The organism is Campylobacter sp. RM9328 (genome assembly GCF_012978615.1).
The window spans coordinates 1-360 of sequence record NZ_LIWF01000084.1 but is presented as its reverse complement, the minus strand read 5'-3'; the positions used below and the strand labels follow the sequence as shown (position 1 = coordinate 360).

1 pseudogene is annotated in these 360 nt (G+C 30.0%); it reads left to right on the top strand.

What is annotated here, in order from left to right:
* A pseudogene (locus CCAL9328_RS10800) lies at nucleotides 1-360 on the top strand (hypothetical protein); the annotation flags it as partial.

Sequence of the window (360 nt, the reverse complement as noted above, 5' to 3'; positions counted from 1 at the left end):
TTAGCCGATGAAGATGGCTGGATAGATATAAATTTAAAATTAGGAACTTTTGATTTAGGATTACTTGGGATTGCTTATGCTAAGCAAGGAGTTGATGGGAGTTATAGATTAGAAGAGTTATCTAGCTGGATTGAAGGCTATACGACAAATTTCGGTGCTAAAAATGAATATGACCCAATTACTAAAAAAGTTTCTTGGCGAGATAGCGATAAAAACTCTTATCAAAATCAACAATACACGAGATTTATAAATTTATATAATGATTATATGAGCGAGCTTAAAAATAGAGATGATTATATAAATGAATTTGATTATGAAACAAAGGCAAAGTATCAAAATGTAAAATCTAGCGTTATGCTA